This is a genomic window from Paenibacillus naphthalenovorans (assembly GCF_900099895.1).
In the GTDB taxonomy this organism is placed as follows: Bacteria; Bacillota; Bacilli; order Paenibacillales; family NBRC-103111; genus Paenibacillus_G; species Paenibacillus_G naphthalenovorans.
In genome coordinates this window covers 1-2,060 of the sequence record NZ_FNDY01000075.1, presented here as the reverse complement: position 1 = coordinate 2,060, position 2,060 = coordinate 1, and the positions used below count along the sequence as shown (strand labels likewise).

At 40.3% G+C, this 2,060-nt stretch carries 1 protein-coding gene; it reads left to right on the top strand.

The window, feature by feature from the left end; translation table 11 throughout:
• The first annotated feature begins 186 nt into the window (after window positions 1-186).
• Window positions 187-1,719 carry a family 43 glycosylhydrolase gene (locus tag BLT35_RS25985; protein WP_074730230.1) on the top strand — a complete coding sequence of 511 codons (1,533 nt, stop codon included), beginning with the start codon at window positions 187-189 and terminating at the stop codon, window positions 1,717-1,719.
• Window positions 1,720-2,060 lie beyond the last annotated feature (341 nt).

The following is a 2,060-nucleotide window of genomic DNA, read 5'->3' as shown; positions in this document are numbered from 1 at the left end:
CAAGTGGTTTTTCGTCCTAATTTCGAGAAATTAGTGACATTTGTGCAGCAAAAACCACCGTTTACCAGTTAATGACACGAACTGCATAGATCATATATGATAACAATGTCCATCCAATTATAGTGGAAGAATTAATATACGACTTATATTTGCAAATTATATTATCAATAATGGGAGAGTATTTTGATGAAGTATCGGTCTGTTGTTCTTGTTTTTTTCATTGTTATAGCTTTTATATGCGGCTTGGGAGTTTATTTACTCTCTAACCCTTATAAACCTTCTGAAAATGCTAGTTTGACAGATCACCTAAGAGGAGGAGCACTTAGTCCAGAATTATTTACCCTTCCTACAGGAATTAACGAATTCGACCTTCTTTATGAAGACGGGATGTACCACCTATTTTACGATGATAAATCCTCTACCAAGCATCGAAGCGCCAAGACCATCGAAGAGCTTTCTAGTTCAACAGATGATATGACAATTAACGGACGTTACCCAACAGCTTATAAAGACGAAAAGGGAGTATGGCATGTTTGGGTTTATCATCCACCAACAAAAACAACTCAACATTTTACTTCTTCAAATGCAGCAGGTCCTTACAGCTATCGGGATGCTGCTCTCCTTAATCTAGCTGATTGGCATGTGAGAAAAAGTCCTTTGGATCAAAAATATTATGCCACCTATAAAGATATCAACACGAAAATGGCCGGGATAGCTAGAGCCGATACTCCGTATGGTCCATGGACTGATTTAGGTCCTATTTTTAGCGAGCTTGGACAGGCACCTTGGCATGCATTAGAGGAAGCAGACGCTGCCATATTTTTTCATGAATCCCGCGTATATGTATCATTTGCTGGCTGGGACGGCAAGAAGCAGAGAGTTGCTTTGGTGGAACTGAATTCAAACACAATGAAAGCTGCCTCCCCCGCAATAGCTTTGGTAGAGCCCATTGAACCTTGGCAAACCAGAAATTCACAAGCCAAAATATTTAACCCAGTATTTCTAGAGCAAACTATCGCTTCGGAGAAAGATCGTATATATTATGCGCATAACTCCGACCCTGGTTCAGACACAGCGGTTCCTTCCGGGTGGGGATATTTAGAAGTCGGCAAACCTCCGCAAGATGGCAGAAATGCTTTTGATGCCGTAAGATTGGATTTCTCTAAAAATAATAAGGATATTGCAACAGGGATTACGCCTAATTTATGGGGGAGTTCAAAGATCAACAATGACAGCTTGACTACTCAAGAAAGTCTTGGTGGGATTTTTGGCCACTTAAGTCTTACAAAGCTAACAGATTTTGAAATGTCCATTGATTTTTTGCCTGCTTCCCAAAAAATTAAACATTCTCAATTGTTAGGACGGATCAGCTCTCAGCAACCGGAGACAGGACCGTTCATTAGATTATGGATAACACCAGACCAAAGGGTCCAAGCTGAAATTAGAGTAAACGACAAAGCGACGAAGTTTGTCATGGACAGCAATACTCTCCTTCCCACTGGTAAACGAAGCATAGTAACCTTGAAGAAAAAGGCGGACAATATTGAACTTTATATTGATGACCATCTAGCGGCATCCGCTAAGCTTTCAGGATCCATTGAAGGTTTAGAGGAGTTTGCCTTAGCGAACATGATGGGTAACCAACCTATGTCTGAAGTAGAACCTTCACAATTTATAGGCAAGATTTATAAATTTATTTGTATATCATCGAATCAATAAAAATCAATTAAATCTTTCTAATATCCTTACAAAGTAGTACTTATTTAACGCCGATTTCGCTGACAATCTGTAATGCTCCCCAATGTCAAGACACGATTTTTTGAGAAATAAGTTATGTTCTCCTTCCATTGATTAGGATGCGATTTGCTTTACTTCGTGGGCGTAGAATTGTACGGGCCTTGTTTCGCCGAGGGACTGGTGAGGACGTTTGTAATGCTCCCCAAAGTCAAGACATGATTTTTTAGAAAATAAGTTATGTCCTCCTTCCGGTATTTAGGATGCGATTTGCCTTACTTCATGGGCGTAGAACTGAATGGGGCGCGCTTCGCCGAGTGACTGGT